Genomic DNA, 19931 nt, shown 5'->3' on the forward strand with positions numbered 1-19931 from the left:
GGGCTAGCCGTCGCGCCTGATGGCGGGCGTGGCGATGCCAAGCGCGGCGCTGCGGCGTAGCTTCTCGCGGCAGAAACGGTAAAGCTCGGCCGGGCGCCCACCGGTCCGGTCCATCATCTCGCCTGTCCCCTCGACAAGCCCTGTCCGGTCCAATGCGCGGCGGAAGTTCTGTTTGTGAAGCCGCTGTCCCAGTATGCCTTCGCAGGCCGATTGCAGGGCTGAGAGTGTAAACCGTTCCGGCATCAATTCGAAGATGACCGGGCGATAGCGGATTTTCCCGCGCAGGCGGCCCATCGCGGTGGCGAGGATGCGGCGGTGGTCGGAGGCCATTGGCTCACCCAGCCTGACATCCGGCAGGGGCAGTCCGGCATCGCGTGCACATTCTGTGACGAGCCCGGCCTCATAGAGAAGTTCGTAACGTTCAAGAACGCGGCTGTCGGCCCATTCCTGGCCGTCCAGGCCAAAGGCCAGGTTGACGCGTGACTGGCGGGTCTCGTGTCCGGCGGCCCACGTCTGCAGGCGCGGGACGATGGTATCGTCGATAATGGCCGGGCGTCCGCCACGATGGTCTTCCCACGGAAAATGCGCATACCAGCCCCGCCAGCTCGCCTTGAGGCGTTCCGGCAGGCGGGTCTGGTCAGGTGTCAGCCCGATATAGCCGACAGAGACGACACGCGCATTGGCCGGGGCATCGGCCAGTGTGGCCTCCGGTGTCTCTCGGTCCCGGTCCCCGAAGGTGTAAAGTTGTTCGACATAGCCAAGGTCAAAGCCCGTCTGTTCGCGCACCCAGCCATGCAGGGCAAGTTCGAAAGTCCGGTGCCGGCCCGGGTCGAATGTCCCGAAGGGCAGGGCCGACAGCCCTTTGTCACGGCGGATGACGAGGACGCACGGCTTCTCGCCATCCATGGCAACGATCACGACAGACAGGCCAATGATGAGGGCTGTCGTCACCGGCGGCCCTCCATCTCTGCAAGCAGGGTTTCATGACGGGTCATGAAGGATTTCTGCGCGGTGATCGGGGCTTCCGGACTGAGCTTGAGCTCGATTGTGCGTGGCGGTGAACCGAAGAAACGGTCTGCCTCGGTTTCGCTGAATCCGGCAAGCTGCGTGGCTTCATACCAGGCGCAGACATGATCGGCGCGCTTTATCAGGCGCTTCAGGCTTGCAGGCATACGGGCAGGCAGGCCGAACCGGATATGGATCGACTCAGTTAGTCTGTTCTCGATATCCTTGTAGCTGTCACCGAGCACCGCCTTGAAGGGCGAGATCATGTCTCCGATCACGTATTCGGCGGCGTCATGATGCAGCGCCATAAGGCGTTCTGAGGGTTTCAGGCCCGGCTCGAGCACGGCGCAGACCGATTCCACGACCACACTGTGCTGGGCGACCGAAAAGGCATGGTTGCCGAGGGTCTGCCCGTTCCAGCGGGCGACCCGGGCGAGGCCATGGGCAATATCGTCCACTTCGATATCGACCGGGGATGGGTCCAGGAGGTCGAGACGCCGCCCGGAGAGCATGCGTTGCCAGACACGTGCAGGCGCTTTTTTCGATACGGGGGAGGGGCGTGAACTCATGGGCCCTGTTTAGCTCATTGGGGAGCGGGGTAAAGAAAAGGGCGCATTTCAGTTACGAATCGGGCTGTATTGGCCTGCATCTTGCGAAGGTGTCGTTAAGGGTCTCAGGCGATAACAGATCCTGCCAGACGATAATAAAACCGAGGCGTGATGATATGGTGGATATGGTGATGAATGCGGCAGGTAATCCTGCAACAGCATGGTGGGTTCTGGCCGGGGCGGCCGTGATCGTAGTGATCGAGGCCGCCCATTCCAGCCGGCGGGTCCTATGGGGCGACATCGGTGAAGACGAAGACTGGGCCTAGGTTTTCGAGGCCTCTACAGAGTCCGGCGCGCGATTGAATTTGCCCTCCTGATAATCCGAGATTGCATCCCGGATTTCAGCTTCGGTGTTCATGACAAAAGGCCCGCGCGCCACAATCGGCTCATTGGTCGGTTCTGCGTGACCATACAGGACGAAGCTGTCCTCCTTCGAAACAATCTCGATTGAATCGCCGTCTGGTGAGAAGTCAGCCAGCTTGTGGGCCTCAACCCGCTGTCCGCCGGTCTCGATGCTGCCACGCACGACATAGAAGAAGACGTTACGTTCTTCGGGTGCGGGCAGGGTGATAGTTGTTCCCGCTGGCAGCGACACCATCGACATGAAAACGCCTGTCAGGGACTCTACCGGCCCTGGCCTGTCTTCATAGGTGCCTGAAACGAGATGAAGGACCGCCCCTTCGTTCGTAGTGATAGCCGGGATCGCCTCAGCCTGAACACCGGTATAGCGTGGCTCGGTCAGTTTCAGTTTTGCAGGCAAGTTCACCCAGAGCTGAAGGATTTCCAGATTCCCGCCTTCACGCTTGAATTCGTCCGGCGACAGCTCGGCATGTATGAGCCCTGAGCCAGCTGTCATCCACTGCACGCCGCCCGCATGGATGATGCTCTCATGCCCGCCTGTATCCATATGGGCGAGACTGCCTTCGAGGATGAAGGTCACAGTCTCGAAACCCCGATGCGGGTGCGGCCCGAAGGGCAGACCATTATTGCCGCGCGTATAGGTCTGCGGGCCGTGATGATTGAGAAACAGGAACGGGTCGACTTGATCGACGCCCGGCCCGGGCAGAGGTCGGCGCGTAATAAGGTCGCCTATGTCATCGCGGTGGGCGGGATATGTGGCTTTGAGCTGTCTCTGGGTCATACGCCTTAAACAGACAGGTTAGCCCGCGCGTTCCACGAACACCGTGCCGGCTGAATAGCCCGCGCCGAAAGAGCAGATCAGCCCGGTGTCGCCGGGCTGGAAGTCTTCGGAATGCTTGTGGAAGGCGATGATCGAGCCGGCAGACGAGGTGTTGGCGTACTCGTCCAGCACGGTCGGGCTTTCATTCTCGCTCGCCTCATGGCCAAGCACGCGCGATGAGATCAGCCGGTTCATGTTGGCATTGGCCTGATGCAGCCAGAGACGGCGCATCTGTTCAGGTTTGAGCTTCAGCCGCTCCATTTCTGACAGGATCATCTCCGAAACCATCGGCACGACTTCCTTGAACACCTTGCGGCCTTCCTGGACGAACAGCTTGTCATGTGTGCCGATACCGGACGGATCGGCCCGGTTCAGGAAGCCGAAATTGTTGCGGATATTGCTGGAGAACCTGGTCTTCAGCTGGGTGCCGAGGATTTTCCAGTGATCGTCTGGCGCGATGTCTTCAGCCTCCACAAGCACGGCCGTGGCAACATCACCGAAGATGAAATGGCTGTCGCGGTCAGTCCAGTTGAGGTGGCCGGACGTGATTTCCGGGTTCACCATGAGGACCGATTTCGCGTTGCCCGCACGGATATAGTCGGCCGCTGTCTGAATGCCGAACGTGGCAGATGAGCAGGCGACGTTCATGTCGAAGGCAAACCCGTCAATGCCAAGCGCTTCCTGGACCTCGATGGCCATGGCCGGATAGGCGCGCTGCATGTTGGAAGCCGCACAGATGACCGCATCGACGTCTTTTGCGTCGCGGCCAGCGCGCTCAAGCGCTTGATTGGCCGCCAGAACAGCGATTTCAGCCAGTATGGAAAGCTCTTCGTTCGGGCGTTCCGGAATTTTCGGGCGCATATAGTCCGGGTCGACCACGCCGGTCTTCTCGACGACATAGCGCGACTTGATGCCCGAGGCTTTCTCGATGAAATCGACAGAAGAATGCGTTTTCGCTTCCAGCGTGCCGGCCTCGATTTCAGCCTTGTTCTCGCTGTTCCACTTGTCGGCCCAGGCGTTGAAGCTCTCGACGAGTTCGGCATTCGTAACGGAATGTGGCGGGGTCCATAGACCTGTCGCGGAAATGACGGGGTTCATGTGTCGTGCCCTCCCAAGCGTCTGACCTGTAGTCCCTGACGAGATTCGGTGTCTGGCGGGGAAATTAGACCCGTGTGGGCAGGGCGTCGAGCCTCGGGCTGCTCTACGGGGCCAATGGCCTCTCAGTCCTCTTCGCGGTCATCTTTCTCGCGGCGCTTTTCCTCGCGCCAGTCGGCTTCGGCCTGGCGGGCGCGTTCATAGCAGTCGAGCCGGTCTTTCGAGTCGACGATGTCGTCACATGCCGCGCTGTTGTCGACATAGGGGCGCTGCCAGCTCTCGCAGCCACCGAGCATGAAAAGGCCGGCGATAGCCATACCAGTTACTGTCTTCATGCGTGCTTCTCCTGGACTTCCTTGTGGCGCGGGCAGCGCGTTTCATGATCGTTGACCATGCCGACCGCCTGCATGAAGGCGTAGACGATGACCGGGCCGCAGAACTTGAAGCCCTTCTGTTTGAGCGCTTTCGAAACGTCTTCCGAAAGTGGCGTCTTGGCCGGGACTTCGCTGACATCGCGTAGCTGGTTCACGATCGGCCTGCCGCCCGTAAAGGCCCAGAGCCATTCGGAGAAGTCATCGCCATTTTCCTGCATGGCAAGATAGGCGCGGGCATTGCCGATCATGGCCTGTATCTTTTTCGGGCTGCGGATAATACCCGGATTTTGCAGTGCTTTTTCGATGCGCTCCTGATCCCAGCGGGCAATGCGCTCTGGCACGAAACCTTCGAATTCTTCCCGCATGTTCTCGCGTTTGCGCAGGATGGTGATCCAGGACAAGCCCGCCTGCATTCCGTCGAGCTGAAGCTTTTCCCAGAGTGCGCGGGGGTCGTATTCCGGCACGCCCCATTCCTCGTCATGATAGGCGCGGTAAAGCGCGTCATCTGCCGGTGCCCAGCGGCAGGGCAGGGAGGTGTCAGGCGAGAGGTTCAGTCCCATATGGATTGAATGGCAGGCTGCGGCAGGCTTGCCAAGACAGTAAGACGTGAAAGGCAGGCGAGATGAGCGATATTCGTGTAAAGCGGGCCTATGAGAGTGCGGATAAATCCGATGGGGCACGTTACCTGGTAGACCGGCTCTGGCCACGCGGGGTTTCTAAGGAAAAAGCTGACCTGACGGACTGGCTGAAAAGCGTCGCGCCGAGTGACGAGTTGCGCCAGCGTTATCATGAGGGCGCGCTGAATTGGCCCAATTTCGTCAAGGCTTATGAAGCCGAGCTTGGCAAGGATGAAGCCGCAGAAGGCGTGCAGACGCTAAAGGAAGCAGCGAGCAAGGGCCGGATCACGCTGGTTTTTGCGAGCAAGCAGACAGAACAGAATAACGCAACCGCGCTGCGGGATTATCTGCTGAAGGGCTAGTCGGCCCCGGACGGTGCGAGCGCTGCGGCCATTTCATCCTTCAGCCAGCCGGTCTCGACAAGCTGGACAGGGCTGTCTCCCGCCAACAGGCTTTCCCCGTCTTCCAGCGCCTTGGCGAGACGGTCGACGCGCAGACGCGCAAGGGCATGGGTCGGGCTGGCGCTGGTGATGCTGCCGAGCGTGCCGCCCGCTGTAACATCCTGTCCGGCCTCGAGATTTTCACCTTCCAGAACGACGGTACGCTTGCGCAGTTTGCCCCGCCTGTGCATGCGTGAAACAACTTCCTGGCCTACGAAGCAGCCTTTTTTCAGGTCGACGCCGTTCATCCGGTCCATGTTGATTTCCCACGGAAAGACTTCCGCCCCGGTGAAATCGAAACCCCATTCGCTAACGCCTGCGGGGATGCGGATCGCGTCCCAGTCTTCCTGGTTTAATTCAGGCGCGTCACCGAGTGCGACGATGGCGCGCTTTGGAAGATCGGGTGAGCGCGGATCGGCTGTGCCGTCATCTGTAATGGCCACGGCCTGTTTACCATCGACATCGATCTCGACCTTGGCGCGCAGGCGGAACATCTTGAGCCGCTTGGAAAGGTCGCCGACCGCATGTGTGGCGGTGTCCAGGAGGGCGCCGTTTTCGGTGCGGTGCGCGATATAGTCCGCGATGACCTTGCCCTGCGGAGTGAGAAGCGCGCCGTAGCGGGCTTCACCCACCTCCCAGTCATGGGTGTTGCTGGTCACCAGGCGCTCGAGCATGGCGAGCGTGTCCGGGCCGTCGAGGACGAGGATGGAGCGGTTGGGGAGGATCGAGGTTTCCATGGGAAGGGATTTAATATCTCCACCCGGATGCACCACCCCCGGTCCATGAAATAAACGGCCTTTTGATGGTGTGACAGCGGTGTAGCGGTGGTGTGAGGACGGTCCGGAATCGCGTGGTTCTGGCCCGGCCTTGCCATACGGGCCATGTCAGAAAAGGATGAAGTCAGGCGCGGGCGATGATTCGGACCGCCCAAGTCCGGTGCAGGAGGGGTTGACCTTGAGAGCTTTCGTGATCCCGGCCGTTCTTGGCCTCGCTTTCATCTCAAGTGGCTGTCAGAGCCAGAAGTCACGCAGCGCCTGTGAGCAGGATGTCGAACGCCTGAAGGGCGCGATCGACAGGACGGCAGGTTATCTCGAAGAGGTGAGGCCTGAGCTGAAAGCCGGATTTCTGGCGCTCGATGATTGCGATGTGCGCTTCCGGGCCTGCGAGCCGGCGCTGTGGCTTGAGCGCGCCGAGGCGATGCGGCTGGAATATCTCGATGTGCGTGCCCGGTTTGCCCGCGCTGTTGATGTCTACCACCCTGACGCCTGTGTGGCGTATATGCGTGGCTACAGCCGCAACGCACCGCAGCCGCGTACTTATAATGGCTTTTACTATTCGCTCGAAGAGACCGGCGACCAGATCGACGAACTGATCGAGCGCTTCAACAAGCGGGTGCGGACTTAAGGTCTCAATTGATGCTTTGAATGTCACCCTATTGGTGACATCGCGGCTTCAGAAGCGCATAACAGGGTCATGAGCGAGACGTATGACCTGATCCTGAAAAACGGCACCGTGGTGTCGCCCGGTGGCGAAGAGCAAGTGGACGTCGCGGTGCGCGGCGGCAAGATCGTCGCCATCGGCAAGTTCGACGCAGCCAGCGCGGGCGAGACCTATGACGCGACCGGCCTGCACGTCCTGCCCGGCGTGATCGACAGCCAGGTCCACTTCCGTGAGCCGGGGCTGGAATACAAGGCTGACCTCGAGACCGAGGCGCGCTCTGCTGCGCTCGGCGGTGTGACAGCCGTTTTCGAGATGCCGAACACCAACCCGTCGACGACGACACCGGACATGATGCGCGACAAGCTCGCCCGTGCGAAGGGCCGTATGGATGTCGACCATGCCTTCTATGCCGGGGCGACGCACGAGAACACGCACCTTCTTGGCGAGATGGAGCAGATGCAGGGGTGCTGCGGGGTGAAGGTCTTCATGGGGGCCTCGACTGGTGACCTGCTGGTCAAGGATGATGAAGGTGTCGAGGCGGTGCTGCGCGCAATCAAGCGCCGGGCGGCCTTCCACTCCGAAGACGAGTACCGCCTGGAGGAGCGCCGCCATCTGGCCCGCGAAGGCGACTGGCACAGCCATATCGAGGTGCGCGACGTGGAAGCGGCTGTTTCCTCGACAAAACGCCTGCTCAGGCTCGCGCGCAAGACCGGCAAGCGGATTCACGTGCTGCATATCTCGACGGCGGAAGAGATGGACATACTGCGTGACGCGAAGGATGTCGCCTCTGTCGAAGTGCTGCCGAACCATCTGACGCTGGCCGCGCCGGATTGCTATGATCGGCTGAAGGGCTTTGCCCAGCAGAACCCGCCGGTGCGTGAGCAGCGCCATCAGGACGCGCTCTGGCGTGCGCTCAATGCCGGGATCGTCGATGTCGTGGCGACAGATCACGCCCCGCACACCCGCGAGGAGAAGCTCAGGCCCTATCCGGCCTCGCCGTCGGGGATGCCCGGTGTGCAGACCTTCGTGCCGGTGATGCTGACGCATGTGAACAATGGCAAGCTCTCCCTGCGCCGCTTTGTCGAGCTGACGAGTGCCGGGCCGCAGCGCGTCTTCGGCATCGCCACCAAAGGGCGGATTGCGGAAGGCTATGATGCCGATTTCACGGTCGTGGACCTGAAGCGCAAGGAAACGATCACGAAGGAATGGTCGAAGGCCAAGTGCGGCTGGACGCCCTATGATGGCTTCGAGGCGCAGGGCTGGCCAGTGGCCACCATTGTGCGTGGCAATTTCGTCATGCGCGACGGCGAGATCACCCAGAAGGGCGGCGGCAGGCCGGTCGCCTTCAACGAGACGCTGGAGCCGGCCGGGGTTTAGGCGTTCTCGATATTTAGGGTGTCGCTTTCCGATTTTCCCGTTAACATCCCTGCCTTGGTAACTTCGAGCCCTTCGAATTGGGCGGGTTGCCTGAATGGGTGGGACGATTATGAAAATTATTGGTGCCGGCCTCGGCCGGACGGGGACGATGTCGTTGAAACTGGCGCTTGAGCAGCTGGGTTTCGGACCGTGCTATCACATGGAAGCCGTCTTCAATGATCTCGAGAAACGGGTTCCGCAGTGGAACGGTGCGCTGGCGGGGAAGCCAGACTGGGAAGAGATTTTCGACGGCTTTTCCAGCAGTGTCGACTGGCCGACAGCTGGCTTCTACGAGGAGCTTTACACAGCCTATCCGGATGCGAAGTACATCCTTTCAACACGCAGCCCGGAAAGCTGGGCGGCGAGTTTTGGTGGCACAATTGCAAAACTGATTGAGGACCGGGAAAATGCGCCCCCGCACATGCAGCCTTGGCTGGAAATGGCGCACGGGGTTATCGCGCGAACAGGGTTTCCTGACGGACTGACTGACGCCGAGCTGATAGAGCGGTTCGAGGCACATAATGAGGCGGTCAAACAGACCATCCCGGCTGACCAGTTGCTTGTCTTCGAGGTCAGGCAGGGTTGGGGGCCACTCTGCGACTTCCTTGGCGTCGAGGCACCGGACGAACCCTTTCCGAGAACGAACAATCGGGCTGAGTTCTGGGATCTTGTTACGGGGCAGAATTAGAGCGCTGGCTCATTGCAGTATTCACCGACATGGTCGACGGCATGCTAAAGGATATGCCGGAATTGACCTATGGGGTCAGTTGCAGGCTGAGGAGTAAGCGAGGCGTGATCCTCCGTAGCTTCATGATCTCATCGAAACCCCAAATTTCCATCCACCCCTGACTCCTGCCGCGATATGAGTATGGTTGGCGCAAATCACGTGCGCGCGGCCCTTCCGCGTGCCAGATGAAAGGGACTTCCATGATTTCCAGACTGAGCCTGCTTGTTTCCGTTGCTGCGCTGGCCATTGCCCCGGCGGCGGCCGCGCAGGAGCGCACCGCGCATGAAGAGATGGCGCGCGACATCTATGAGAATGTCGTCGAGATCCGCACCGCACGCGGGCAGGAGAAGGTGCCGGAGATGGTCAGCTATCTCTCGGAACAACTTAGCAAAGCGGGCTTCAGCGATGAGGACATCCAGGTCCGTGATTATGACAATGACGGCGAGGCGACGCAGGGCCTGATGGTCTGGTACCGCGCCGATGGCGAGGCTGAGCAGAAGCCCATCGTCATCCTCGCGCACATGGACGTCGTTGATGCGCTGGCGAAGGACTGGGAACGCGCCCCCTTCGAGCTGACCGAGGAAGACGGCTATTTCTTCGGGCGCGGTACCGCCGATAACAAGTATGGCGTGGCCAACCTCGTCTCGACATTTATCCGGCTGAAGGAAGAGGGCTGGAGCCCGAACCGTGACATTGTCCTGGCTTTCTCAGGCGACGAGGAGACCGGCATGGTGTCCACGCGCGCACAGGCGAAATACACCGCGGAGAATATCGACCCGGCTTTCGTGCTGAACAGCGATGCCGGGGGCGGCGCACTCGGCGAGGACGGCAAGGCACTTTATTACAGCGTGCAGGCCGCGGAAAAGACCTATGCAACCTTCGAGCTGACGATCAACAATCCGGGCGGGCACTCCTCGCGGCCGCGCGATGACAATGCGATCTACGAACTGGCCGATGCGCTGAAAAAGATCGAGGCACATAAGTTTCCCGTCCGTTCGAGCGAGCTGACGCGGGCCTATTTCGAGGCGGCCAGCGCGCGCAAGGGCGGCGTGCTTGGCGCGGCCATGGCGGCGTTTGCGGAAAACCCGGACAATGAGGATGCGATTGCGGCCCTGCGCGCCAATCCCGAAACACGCGGCACGACGGGCACGACCTGCGTGGCGACCATGCTGGAGGCTGGCCATGCCGAGAATGCGCTGCCGCAATCGGCCACGGCGACGGTGAACTGCCGCATTTTTCCCGGTGTCGGCATCGATGCGACGGAAGCGACGCTGAAAGAGGTTGTCGACAATGAGGATGTGAAGTTCGAGCTGATCTCCGACCTCGTCGAAAGCCCTGAGTCGCAGGTGCCGGATGAGGTGGTCTCTGCGCTGGAGGTGGCCCTCGCCGAGCGGGGAATGGAGCTTGATATCTTTCCGCACATGTCCTCAGGTGGCACGGACGGGATGCATTACCGCAACCGCGGCTATGACACGGTGGGGATTTCAGGTGCCTTCGCCAAATCCGGCGATACCTATGCCCACGGGCTGAACGAGCGCCTGCCGGTCGACAGCTTCTATGACGGCCTCGACCACTGGTACGTCATCCTCAAGGAACTGGCTGGCAGCTGATGCCGTCGAGGCGGTAGCTTTCCCCTGTTTCCTGGCGGACCAGGAAACAGGCACTGCCATTGGTGACGATATCGAAGTGTGTAGGCACGGCCGGGCTCCGCGTCTCGTTTGGCCCGAGCGGCGGCGGCAGGACGCTGAGGCTTGTCGATGCCGTCAGGTCTTCCGGGCCGAGCCGGATGCGGGCGCGCCCGAGAGCGTCAGAGAGCACTTCCTTTACACTGGCCAGCGTTGCCTCATCGGGACTGGTCAGCGTCGCAGGCACGCGTTCGCCGCCTGTCTGGCAGGCGGCGGTTCCAAGCCCGAGCGTGGCGGCGAAGAATGCTGTAAAGGTGGCCTGAAGGTTCATCGTGTCCGCTCATTGTATTCGCCGGGCATGGTCATGTCGCGATTGGTTTCGAAGACTGGCGCGGCAGGCTTGTCCAGCGCGACGCCGTCGTCAATCTGGCGGCTGTCTGCACTTGCGGTTGTCTTCTCCCCGCTTGAGCTGGCGGGTGGGGCCGGGCAGGTGCCGTCATCGCGGTATTGAAGGGCAGCGGCCAGAAGAGGTTCGCCCGCCTGTCCAAGCTGTTCGGTGAGTTCGTCACTGACGCGGCAGCCTGGTGTCTGCACGCCGAAATCGAATGTGGCATTCTGGGGCACAAAGCCGTCGGCATAATCGCCGAAGCCCTTGTCGTTCACGCCCTGGAACTGGATCGAGTAATAGGTGCGCCCGCAATTGCCGGTGGGGTAGAAACCGAAGGGCTTGCCGCAGGTCGTGTCGCCGATCAGGACGACTTCGATGTCAACGCCACGCAGGGCGTTGATGACGGACTCGCTGGCGCTGCATGTACGTCCTGTCGACAGGACGTAAACGCGATCAAGATCGAGGCTTGGCAGAGCCGTCCCGTTGGCAACGGAAAAGCCCTGACCCGTCGTGTAGAACGGGATGGGGTCATTCCGGTTGCCGGTGACCGGATTGATGTTTCCGGCAGCGGCGTTGAAGCGCAGCTGTTCGAAAGCCCGACCGCTGGTCGCGGCATCCCCGGCAATCATGTAGGAGAGCTGACTGGCCACTGCGAGCAGGCCGCCGCCATTATAGCGCAGGTCGAGGACGAGATCGGTCACGTTCTCGCTGGCCATCGTCTGCATGGCATCGCGGATCTGCTCTTCCGAAGAGAACGGGCTGAATGTCGTGAAATGGATATAGCCGACCTTGCCACCCGGCGTGTCGAGCACGGTGGTCGACTGAACCGGCTGGCGCGTAATGTTACCGGCTGTGAGGCTGATCGTGCGGGTGTCGGAAGCCCCCGGGTCCTGCACTGTGAAGGTGTGTGTTTCCCCTGCCGTATCTGGAAAGAGCCCGGCATTGATTGTGTCGATCTCAGCCTGCGTATTGGCGTTGACGACATCGACCCCGTCCACGGTCAGGATCTCGCTGCCGCGGATGAGATTCTGCACACCATTCACTTCTTCCGCGGCAGGTGAGTCCGGTTCGGAGTAGATCACGCGAACTTCGCGCGGTGGTGTGTTGGCAATCAGGACAAAATTCGCGCCATAGCCGGGTTCGGGCTCGGAGTTACGTGCGCGTAGATACTCTTCCGTCGGCTGGCTGAAATGGAAATCATCCTTCGGGGCGCCGGAGGCGGTGGTCTCGCTGGTTTTCAGCCGGTCGAAATAGGTGACACGGTTGTTGTAATCGTACGGATCGAGGTCAGGCACCTCATCGGGCCAGAGATAGGTCTCATTGGTCCAGGAGCGCAGCCAGAACAGCTCTTCCACCAGGCTGCCCTGTTCATCCGGAAACGGGTCACCCTCGATATTCGTCCCCGACCGCGGGGTCTCGCACTGGTGCCTGAAGGTGCTGGCCTCCTCGAACACGCCAGGGGTGTAATCGGGCCCTGATGGTCCGGCCGGAGGAGGTGGTGGTGGAGGTGGTGGGCTTGCCCCGCCTCCGCCGCCTCCCCCGCCGCCACAGGCGGACAGTGTTGCAAATGCTGCCGCAGCCAGCAGCGAGACGGAGGGCGCGGTCGTCTTCAGCATGAGGTCTCCCTGACAATTCAACCCTGACGGTAGCGTTGCACGGAAGGGGCGCAAGGCCTGTTCATCAGGGGATACGTTCTGATTTGTCATTCCGGTCCGGTACGGTCTAGATCGTGTGAGACAGCAATACGAACAGCCGGGCAAACGGCACAGGGCAAGTGGCATGAGCGACCGAAGCGGTCTGAACAGGCAGATTTTCTGGCTCTATGAGGGCACGGGCACGGCGTCCTTCTGGTTTCGCTGGGCGCTGCTGATCTTCGACTTCGCGACGATTGCGTATTTTCTCTGGGCCCCTTTTGCCGAGAGCGGGCGCACGCACTTCCTGATCGACTATGTGATCGGTGCGATCATCGCACTCGACCTGGCGGCACGGTTCTACATCGAGAAGCACAGGCTTCGCTTCTTCACGCGCTGGATCAACTGGGCCGACATGGTGGTCGTGGTGACGATGTTTGCGCCGCTGCTGGTGTCGAACTTTGCGTTCCTGCGCATTCTGCGTGCGGTGCGGGCCGTGCGGGCCTTCACCTTTATCCGGCGGGTAAAGGTGCTGACGCCGTTCTTCCAGCGCCATGAACGGATCATCGACAAGGTGACGAATCTTGTCGTTTTCGTCTTCGTGATGGCCGCGATCGTCTATGCCACGCAGGTTGGGCGGAACGCGGATATCAGCACCTATCTGGACTCACTCTATTACACGGTGTCGAGCCTGACGACGACGGGCTATGGCGACATTATCATGGAGAACCAGTTCGGGCGCCTTCTCTCGGTGCTCATCATGGTGCTCGGCCTGTCGCTTTTCCTGCAGCTCTTGCGTGCCATCATGGAGCCGGACTATAAGGTGGACTGCGAATGCGAGACCTGCGGGCTGAGCCGCCATGACCGTGATGCGATCCATTGCAAGCACTGCGGCGAGCCAATCAAGATCGAGACAGAAGGAATTCAATGACGTCTGACATCCCGTTCCGCGAGATTCCCTACCTGCCGCAGAAGCTGGAGGTCGAACACCGCGAGGATGGCTGCATCCTGCTCAGGAATGGCCAGCCGAAACGTCCGCACCCGCCGCACATGCTGGCCCCCCTCGTCTATTGGGCGGCGACCGATCCGGACCGTGTGTGGCTGGCCCAGCGCGACCCGGACGACCCGTCGAAGCCGGGCTGGAAAAATATGACCTATGCTGAGGGGCTTGCCCGTATCCGTGAGCTGGCCCAGGGCTTTGTCGATGCCGGGGCAGGGCCGGATAGCCCGGTCATGATCCTCTCGCGAAATGCCATAGAGAATGCGCTCGTCATGTATGCTGCGATGTGGGCCGGCAGCCCGGTTGTGCCGGTCACCCCGGCCTATGCGACACTGAGCCAGGATTTCGCGCGGCTCAACCATATCGACAATCTCACCAGCCCGGCGATCATCTATGTCGAGGACGGTGATGAGTATCAGCGCGGCCTGGACGGCATGGAGGTCGGCGACCGGCTGGTGCTTTACCGCAAGAACAGGCCTTCCGGTGTGACCAGCCAGTCTCTGGAAGAGTTTGCCAAGGTCCCGACCAGCTTTGTCGATCTTGCCTATGACCGCTTGAGCGAGGAGACGGTCGCGAAATACATGCTGACCTCGGGGTCCACAGGTGAGCCGAAAGCGGTGATCAACACGCATGGCAACATCGCCTCCATGGTGAAGATGATCCGCTCAGTCTGGGATGTTGAGCGGCTCGAGGCGCTTTCGGATGGCCCGCAGGTCATGGTCTCGTTCCTGCCCTGGAGCCATACTTATGGCGCACATTCCATCCTGCATTCGATGACGGACTGGGGCGGCACTCTCTACATTGACTGGGGCGCGCCGACGCCGGCCCGCCTGCCGGAGATGCTGCGCAATCTGCGCGAAATCGCGCCGACCCAGCACACCACTGTGCCAGCGGCCTGGGCGGTGATCGCGACCGAGCTGGAACAGGACCGTGAACTGGCGAAGACCTTCTTTTCGCGTATCATGGTGATGGCCTATGGCGGGGCGTCGATGGGGCAGGACATCTATGAGCGGATCCAGAAGGTGGCTGTCGATGTCACCGGGGAACGGATCAGCCTCAGCGCGGGGTATGGGGCGACTGAAACCTCCCCCACCATCTCCAATGTTCACTGGCCGAGCGACACGATGGGGCTGATCGGGCTTCCCCTGCCGGGATGCGAATTCAAGCTCGCGCCGGTCGGCGAGAAGATGGAGTGCCGGGTGCGCGGGGAAGGCATCACGCAGGGCTATTTCCGAAATCCGGAGAAGACCGCAGAAGCGTTTGACGATGAAGGCTTCTACAAGCTCGGCGATGCGGTGAAGTTCGCCGATCCGGACAATCCGGAAAAGGGCCTCGCCTTCAATGGCCGGATTGCCGAGGAGTTCAAGCTTGCCAACGGGACATGGGTTTCGGCGGGCACCGTCCGGGTGAAGGCCGTCGAAGCTGTGGGCGGACCACTCTCCGACGTGGTCGTCTGTGGGCTGAACGAAAACGAGATCGCGCTGCTCGGATTTCTCAATGAGAGCTGGTGCCGCCGCAAGACCGGGCGCAATGTCGGCCTCGACGAGCTGGCGCATGACGAGACCGTGCGTGGAGCCGTGAAGGAAGGGCTGCAGGAACATAACCGGCGCCACCCCAATGCCGCCGCACGGGTGTCGCGCATCCTGCTGCAGCCCGACATGCCGAAGGCCGATGCCGGTGAGATCACCGAGAAAGGCTATATAAATCAGGGCCGGGTGCAGAGCCTTCGGGCAGGCGAGGTCGAGCGCCTCTATGCGAGCCCGCGCGACGAAGAGATTATCGAGATCAATTAAGGACGGTGGAGACAAGCCGTCCGTACAGGGAGTTTCAGACATGGCCGATAGCGACACGACAAACCTTACAGGCGCAGATGCGCTGGTCTCGACACTGGCGGACAATGGTGTGGATGCCTGTTTCGCCAATCCGGGCACATCGGAGATGCACCTTGTCACCGCGCTCGACCGGGAGACGCGGATCAAGTCCGTGCTTTGCCTGTTCGAGGGCGTGGCGACCGGGGCGGCCGATGGCTATGCCCGGATCAAGGGCGAGCCGGCGATGACGCTGCTGCACCTCGGGGCGGGTTATCTCAATGGCGGGGCGAACATCCATAACGCCAAGCGCGCCAAGACGCCGATGATCAACGTCATCGGCGATCATGCCGTCGATCATCGCAAGTATGATGCCCCGCTGAATTCCGACATCATGGGCATGGCGGGGCCGAATTCGGTCTGGATCAAGTCCGCTGACAGCGTGAAAGTGACCGGCAAGCTGGCGGCGGAAGCCTGGAGTGCGAGTTTCGGGCCGGAGCCGGGGCCGGTTTCGCTGATCCTGCCTGCGGATTCGGCCTGGACCGAGGGTGGGGAGAAGGGCGGCGATGCGAAGCGCCCGCCGCTGCGCCAGACACCCGCGAGTGTCATCGACGCCGCGGTCGAGGCGATCGGCAAGGCGAAAAGCCCGGTCATCCTCATCAACGGGACAGCGCTTGGCGAGGAGGGCCTTCAGGCTGCTGCACGCCTGAAAAAAGCGGGTGTGCGGATCATCACCGACACCTTCTATGCCAGGATGCGCCGCGGCGCGGGCCTCTTCAGCCCGGACCGGATGCAGTATTTCGCCGAAGGCGCGATGGAGGATCTTGAAGGCAGCGATCTGATGCTGACGGCGGGCACGCATCTTCCAGCGGCTTTCTTCGCCTATCCGGGCAAGCCGAGCCTGCTCGTGCCGGAAGGCTGCGAGACGCTGGACCTTGGCGGAGCCGATACAGACAGCGCGGCCTCCCTGAAGGCGCTCGCCGATGCAATGGGCGCGAATGAGGCGGCCGATCCGACGCCGCTGAAAATCCCGGAGATGCGGACCGGCGATCTCGATGCGCGGGCCGTTGGCGCGAGCGTGGCCCGCCACATGCCTGAGAATGCCATCGTCTCCGATGACGGGGTGTCGAATTCCATGCCGGTCTTCCTGTCGAACATCGGGGCCGAGCCGCATGACTGGATGGGGCTGACAGGCGGCGCCATCGGGCAGGGCCTGCCGCTGGCGCTTGGCGCAGCCGTGGCCGCACCGGACCGTAAAGTCATCGCGCTGACCGGCGACGGGGCCGGCATGTACACCAATCAGGCATTGTGGAGCATGGTGCGCGAGGGCGTCGATGTGACGACCATCGTCTTCGTCAATCACACCTACCGCATCCTGAACATCGAACTGGCGCGTACTGGCGCGGGCAATCCCGGCCCGGCGGCGAAGGACATGCTGGAAATCGGCGGGCCGGACATCGACTGGGTGAGCCTCGCGGAGTCCCTCGGTATGCCCGCCACAGCGGTCACGACGGGCGAGGATTTCGATGCGGCCTTTGAAGAGGCGATGAAGAATACCGGCCCGCGCCTGATCGCCGCGATTGTGCCGGGGTGATCGGCCGCGACCATCGGAATGGATGCGAGGGCGCCTCTTGAGAGCTCATAAAAAAGGGCCGCGACGGATCGCGGCCCTCGTTCAGGGGTGATTTTTCGATCTTGACCTAGTCTACAAATTCCCAGCGGTCGCCGCCGACATTACAGGCGGTGGCAGGCTGGCTGCCGCGATAGACGGTGCGGCACTCGCCGGTGTTCTGAGGGGCGGAATAGCCGGCATTGTAGCCTTGCGTGGTCGCGCCATATTCCGGGTTGTTCCAGGCGGGATTGCTCTGGGGTGAGCTGCCATAAAGCTCTTCACCGGGACGCAGGTCATAGGCGTCCTGATTGTAGCTGTCATTATACGTCACGCGACGGGCATTGTTGTTTTTCCAGGCATTGCCATAGGGCTGGCGGGTCGGTGCAGGAACGTTAGAGCCGCCATAGCGGTGATTGTCCTGGCGACCATAGGCCTGCTGGTTACAGTTCGTGGAACTTCCTGCCAGAGCGCTGCCTGCGACACCACCGATCAGGGCACCGGCAATCGCGCCAGCAGCCTGGTTGCCGTCATCATTGTCGCGGTAGTGGCGGCGGCCATAGCCACGATGATAGCCACGCCCATAACCGCGGTTATATCCCCGTCCATAACGGGAATAACGGTGGTGGCCACGACGGTAGCGGTTGTCATCATCGCCATCTGCCAGTGCTGCGCCCAGGAGCCCGCCTGCCACGGCGCCGAAAAGGCCGCCTGCGGTCTGGTTGGCGCGGCGTTCGCGTTCGCAGTTGGCGTCGTAATACCCCTGTGTCTGCTGGCCATAGCCATTATAGCCATAGCCAGAATGTCCATACTGCTGGGCAGCTGCCGGAAGGCTCAGGGTAAGTGCAGCGGCGCTGCCGAGAATTGCCATGCGAATCATGGGGTTAACTCCTTTCACGACGGGGAGGGCGTCTTTGCCCTTCGTCTTCAGGCTGCACATTAACATATTCACCTGAATGCAGGCTGAAGAGTAAATCGCCGTATATTCAATGCACTAAACGTGCCACTGGACGCATGGTTGCTGCTGCCCAATATTGAGGGACATGGGATTACTCGACGAAACAGGAAAAAATGTCGGCCGGGCGCGCTACACAGCCGCGCAGGGTCTTCGCTCGGCCTGGTATGGCGCACAGTATGTAATTGCCAAGCGCCGCTCCGCAGGGTTCAACCGGCCCGGCGAGCCGCCATTCAAGCCGACCAACCCGGTCGACACGAAAGAGCTCCGTGCGAGTTATTTCCGGCTGTTTGCAAAAGACCGCGCCAACATTGAGGCGGGGCTCTATCCGCCGCCGGAAGATGTGCGCATGGCGGACATGGGAAAGGCGGTGCGCCGGGCTGGCTATTTCCTGAAGGATGTCGCCGAAGTCGACCGCAGACGTGTCGCGCGTGACGGAACCGAGGTGCGTGAGCAGCTTGAGGGCTCGAACCGCTATCCGGCGTATTACCGCCAGAACTTCCACTACCAGACCGATGGCTGGCTGTCTGACGAGAGTGCGAAACTCTATGATCATCAGGTCGAGGCGCTGTTTACCGGCGCAGGCGACGCGATGCGCAGGGCCGCGCTGGCCGAGATTGCGCGTGAAGTGAAGGGCCGCGACCAGCGCGATGTCACGCTGCTGGACCTCGCCTGCGGGACCGGGCGCTTCCTGCGCCAGACGATGCGAGCCTTCCCGCGCCTGAAGGCTGCCGGGCTGGACCTGTCGCCCAACTATGCCGAGCGGGCGCGCGAGATGGTCGCCGACTGGCCGCATGTCGAGATCATCGAGGGGCAGGCAGAGACAATGCCGCTGGAGGACGCCTCGCAAGATATTATCGTCTCGGTCTTCCTGTTCCACGAGCTGCCGGAGAAGACACGCAAGCAGGTCTTCCAGGAAGCGGCGCGCGTGCTGAAGCCGGGGGGCGTGTTCATTATCGCTGACAGTCTCCAGTTCGGCGACAATGAGGGCCTGGATGGCATCCTCGAATATTTTCCGGAAGGCTTTCACGAGCCCTATTACAAGGCGTATCTGGCCTATGATTTCGCGCCGCCCATGAGCGAGGCGGGCTTCGCGCTGGAACGCACAGAGATCGCCTTCCTGACCAAGGTGAATGTCTGGCGCAAGGCCGGGGAGGCAGAGCATGGCGGGGAATAGGCTTGTCCTGATTACAGGCGCATCTGCGGGGCTGGGTGCGGAATTTGCCCGCCAGTATGCCGCCAAGGGCTGGGACGTGGCGCTGACCGCACGCCGGGCCGACCGGCTGGATGCGCTGGCTCGTGAGATCGAGGAAAAGTACAAGGTCGCCACGCTGGTCATCACGCAGGACCTGGCCGCCGAGGGTGCCGTCGATGCCATTCTCGGTGAGCTGAAAGAGGCCGGGCGGACGCCTGACGGGCTGGTCAATAATGCCGGCTATGGCCTGCCGGGGACGTTCTTCAATACGAGCTGGGAAGAGCAGGAAGCCTTCCTGCGCGTGCTCTATCATGCGCCCATAGAACTTGTTCACAAGCTGCTTCCCGGCATGGCGGAGCGCGGTTTCGGGCGGATCATCAATGTCGCTTCGCTTGCCGGGTATGCGCCGGGCTCGAATGGCCACACGCTCTATGCCAGCGTGAAGGCGGGCCTGATCAAGTTCTCCGAAAGCCTTCAGGCGGAGGCGAACGCGGCGGGACATGACATCAATTGCTGTGCGCTTTGCCCCGGCTTCACATTCACCGAGTTCCACGATGTGAATGGCACGCGTGAAATGGCCAAGGACTCCCCCGAGTGGATGTGGATGGAGGCTGGGCCTGTTGTGACGGCGGGTATGCAGGGCGTCTCGCGCGGACAGCCTGTTGTCGTTCCAGGCGCGGTGAACAAGGGCGTCGCGACGCTGACGCGGATTCTGCCCGAACCGCTGGGCCGCGAGATCATGAAACGGCAGGGCAGGCGCTTTCGCAAGACGGAGTAGTCAGACCCCGCCACCACCCTGTTTTAACAGGGCCTGGCGG

At 61.5% G+C, this 19931-nt stretch carries 21 protein-coding genes; 11 read left to right on the plus strand and 10 right to left on the minus strand.

Translation table 11 applies throughout. The features are described 5' to 3' along the window. Nucleotides 1-3 precede the first annotated feature (3 nt). Together Q1K31_RS12755 and Q1K31_RS12760 are read right to left on the minus strand one after the other, a co-directional pair. Complete coding sequence (locus Q1K31_RS12755; protein WP_300380158.1) at nucleotides 4-951, minus strand: NAD regulator; 948 nt, start codon at nucleotides 949-951, stop codon at nucleotides 4-6. Further along, the gene (locus Q1K31_RS12760; protein WP_300380160.1) at nucleotides 948-1574 is read right to left on the minus strand and encodes an HD family hydrolase; all 627 of its coding nucleotides are present in this window, start codon (nucleotides 1572-1574) and stop codon (nucleotides 948-950) included. The genes Q1K31_RS12755 and Q1K31_RS12760 overlap by 4 nt, the downstream gene beginning before the upstream one ends. 155 nt (nucleotides 1575-1729) lie before the next feature. Between Q1K31_RS12760 and Q1K31_RS12765 the strand changes: the two genes are divergently transcribed. Beyond that, nucleotides 1730-1879, plus strand: coding sequence for a hypothetical protein (locus Q1K31_RS12765; RefSeq protein ID WP_300380162.1), 150 nt, complete (start codon nucleotides 1730-1732; stop codon nucleotides 1877-1879). Here the strand turns inward: Q1K31_RS12765 and Q1K31_RS12770 are convergent. The 4 genes from Q1K31_RS12770 to Q1K31_RS12785 form a co-directional block, all read right to left on the minus strand. Next, the gene (locus Q1K31_RS12770) at nucleotides 1876-2754 is read right to left on the minus strand and encodes a pirin family protein (RefSeq protein WP_300380164.1); all 879 of its coding nucleotides are present in this window, start codon (nucleotides 2752-2754) and stop codon (nucleotides 1876-1878) included. The genes Q1K31_RS12765 and Q1K31_RS12770 overlap by 4 nt on opposite strands. A gap of 18 nt (nucleotides 2755-2772) precedes the next feature. Further along, the gene (locus Q1K31_RS12775; RefSeq protein ID WP_300380166.1) at nucleotides 2773-3891 is read right to left on the minus strand and encodes a beta-ketoacyl-ACP synthase III; all 1119 of its coding nucleotides are present in this window, start codon (nucleotides 3889-3891) and stop codon (nucleotides 2773-2775) included. A 122-nt stretch (nucleotides 3892-4013) separates the two neighbouring features. Then, nucleotides 4014-4223, minus strand: coding sequence for a hypothetical protein (locus tag Q1K31_RS12780; RefSeq protein WP_300380168.1), 210 nt, complete (start codon nucleotides 4221-4223; stop codon nucleotides 4014-4016). Then, nucleotides 4220-4822 (minus strand): DNA-3-methyladenine glycosylase I, encoded by a 603-nt coding sequence (locus Q1K31_RS12785; RefSeq protein ID WP_300380170.1) that lies wholly within the window; start codon nucleotides 4820-4822, stop codon nucleotides 4220-4222. Before Q1K31_RS12785 ends, Q1K31_RS12780 begins: the two co-directional genes overlap by 4 nt. Nucleotides 4823-4884: 62 nt before the next feature. On the opposite strand from Q1K31_RS12785, the gene Q1K31_RS12790 reads away from it, so the two are divergent. Continuing rightward, the gene (locus Q1K31_RS12790; protein WP_300380172.1) at nucleotides 4885-5241 is read left to right on the plus strand and encodes a DUF488 domain-containing protein; all 357 of its coding nucleotides are present in this window, start codon (nucleotides 4885-4887) and stop codon (nucleotides 5239-5241) included. Here the strand turns inward: Q1K31_RS12790 and Q1K31_RS12795 are convergent. Continuing rightward, on the minus strand, nucleotides 5238-6056 hold the full coding sequence (locus Q1K31_RS12795; RefSeq protein WP_300380174.1) for a folate-binding protein: 819 nt from the start codon (nucleotides 6054-6056) through the stop codon (nucleotides 5238-5240). The genes Q1K31_RS12790 and Q1K31_RS12795 overlap by 4 nt on opposite strands. A gap of 217 nt (nucleotides 6057-6273) precedes the next feature. Between Q1K31_RS12795 and Q1K31_RS12800 the strand changes: the two genes are divergently transcribed. The 4 genes from Q1K31_RS12800 (at nucleotide 6274) to Q1K31_RS12815 (ending at nucleotide 10512) form a co-directional block, all read left to right on the plus strand. Then, entirely contained in the window at nucleotides 6274-6723 is a 450-nt protein-coding gene (locus Q1K31_RS12800) for a hypothetical protein (protein WP_300380176.1), read from the plus strand. A gap of 69 nt (nucleotides 6724-6792) precedes the next feature. Further along, nucleotides 6793-8136, plus strand: coding sequence for a dihydroorotase (locus tag Q1K31_RS12805; protein WP_300380178.1), 1344 nt, complete (start codon nucleotides 6793-6795; stop codon nucleotides 8134-8136). Nucleotides 8137-8245: 109 nt separating this feature from the next. After that, nucleotides 8246-8863: a sulfotransferase family protein gene (locus Q1K31_RS12810; protein WP_300380180.1), complete on the plus strand. Its 618-nt coding sequence runs from the start codon at nucleotides 8246-8248 to the stop codon at nucleotides 8861-8863. Nucleotides 8864-9102: 239 nt separating this feature from the next. Further along, nucleotides 9103-10512 (plus strand): M20/M25/M40 family metallo-hydrolase, encoded by a 1410-nt coding sequence (locus Q1K31_RS12815; RefSeq protein WP_300380182.1) that lies wholly within the window; start codon nucleotides 9103-9105, stop codon nucleotides 10510-10512. On the opposite strand, the gene Q1K31_RS12820 is transcribed toward Q1K31_RS12815, so the two are convergent. Beyond that, nucleotides 10490-10858 carry a hypothetical protein gene (locus tag Q1K31_RS12820; RefSeq protein WP_300380184.1) on the minus strand — a complete coding sequence of 123 codons (369 nt, stop codon included), beginning with the start codon at nucleotides 10856-10858 and terminating at the stop codon, nucleotides 10490-10492. The genes Q1K31_RS12815 and Q1K31_RS12820 overlap by 23 nt on opposite strands. Beyond that, complete coding sequence (locus Q1K31_RS12825) at nucleotides 10855-12531, minus strand: S41 family peptidase (RefSeq protein ID WP_300380185.1); 1677 nt, start codon at nucleotides 12529-12531, stop codon at nucleotides 10855-10857. The genes Q1K31_RS12820 and Q1K31_RS12825 overlap by 4 nt, the downstream gene beginning before the upstream one ends. Nucleotides 12532-12694: 163 nt before the next feature. Between Q1K31_RS12825 and Q1K31_RS12830 the strand changes: the two genes are divergently transcribed. From Q1K31_RS12830 to Q1K31_RS12840, 3 genes are read left to right on the plus strand one after another with little or no spacing between them, the layout of a single operon-like run. After that, nucleotides 12695-13477 (plus strand): ion transporter, encoded by a 783-nt coding sequence (locus Q1K31_RS12830; protein WP_300380187.1) that lies wholly within the window; start codon nucleotides 12695-12697, stop codon nucleotides 13475-13477. Next, entirely contained in the window at nucleotides 13474-15339 is a 1866-nt protein-coding gene (locus Q1K31_RS12835) for a feruloyl-CoA synthase (RefSeq protein WP_300380189.1), read from the plus strand. The genes Q1K31_RS12830 and Q1K31_RS12835 overlap by 4 nt, the downstream gene beginning before the upstream one ends. Before the next feature lie 40 nt (nucleotides 15340-15379). Continuing rightward, nucleotides 15380-16948, plus strand: a complete 1569-nt coding sequence (locus tag Q1K31_RS12840) for an acetolactate synthase large subunit (protein ID WP_300380191.1) — start codon at nucleotides 15380-15382, stop codon at nucleotides 16946-16948. 106 nt (nucleotides 16949-17054) lie between these two features. Here Q1K31_RS12840 and Q1K31_RS12845 read toward each other — a convergent pair whose 3' ends face one another. After that, on the minus strand, nucleotides 17055-17843 hold the full coding sequence (locus Q1K31_RS12845) for a hypothetical protein (RefSeq protein ID WP_300380192.1): 789 nt from the start codon (nucleotides 17841-17843) through the stop codon (nucleotides 17055-17057). A 163-nt stretch (nucleotides 17844-18006) separates the two neighbouring features. Here Q1K31_RS12845 and Q1K31_RS12850 point away from each other — a divergent pair, with 163 nt between their 5' ends. Next, nucleotides 18007-19095, plus strand: a complete 1089-nt coding sequence (locus Q1K31_RS12850; RefSeq protein WP_300380194.1) for a class I SAM-dependent methyltransferase — start codon at nucleotides 18007-18009, stop codon at nucleotides 19093-19095. After that, nucleotides 19082-19891 (plus strand): SDR family oxidoreductase, encoded by an 810-nt coding sequence (locus Q1K31_RS12855; RefSeq protein ID WP_300380196.1) that lies wholly within the window; start codon nucleotides 19082-19084, stop codon nucleotides 19889-19891. Before Q1K31_RS12850 ends, Q1K31_RS12855 begins: the two co-directional genes overlap by 14 nt. Nucleotides 19892-19931 lie beyond the last annotated feature (40 nt).

It is taken from the genome of Henriciella sp. (assembly GCF_029936995.1).
Lineage (GTDB): Bacteria > Pseudomonadota > Alphaproteobacteria > Caulobacterales > Hyphomonadaceae > Henriciella.